This window comes from Dawidia cretensis (assembly GCF_018598175.1).
Lineage (GTDB): Bacteria > Bacteroidota > Bacteroidia > Cytophagales > Cyclobacteriaceae > Ohtaekwangia > Ohtaekwangia cretensis.
The window spans coordinates 1-257 of record NZ_JAHESE010000168.1 but is presented as its reverse complement, the minus strand read 5'-3'; the positions used below and the strand labels follow the sequence as shown (position 1 = coordinate 257).

1 protein-coding gene is annotated in these 257 nt (G+C 56.4%); it reads left to right on the top strand.

Features of this window, described 5'->3' with window-relative positions; genetic code table 11:
- The coding region (locus KK062_RS30220) for a beta-ketoacyl synthase N-terminal-like domain-containing protein (RefSeq protein WP_254088109.1) at positions 1-257 on the top strand (257 nt) is incomplete at both ends.

Here is a 257-nt window from a genome sequence, read left to right as displayed (position 1 = left end):
AGACGCATCAGCGCCACGCCGCGTTGCTTGACGCCATCCACGCATTCGATCCGCTATTCTTTTCCATATCACCGGCCGAGGCAGCCGAAATGAACCCATCGCAAAAGCTTGCACTCGAGCTGGTATGGGAAGCGGTCGAACGCTCGGCCATGCCCCACCGGCAGGTACAGGGCACACATACCGGCGTCTACGTAGGCAACATCTGGAGCGACTTCGAGCATTACCGCAAACACCAGCAATGTCTATTATACACATCT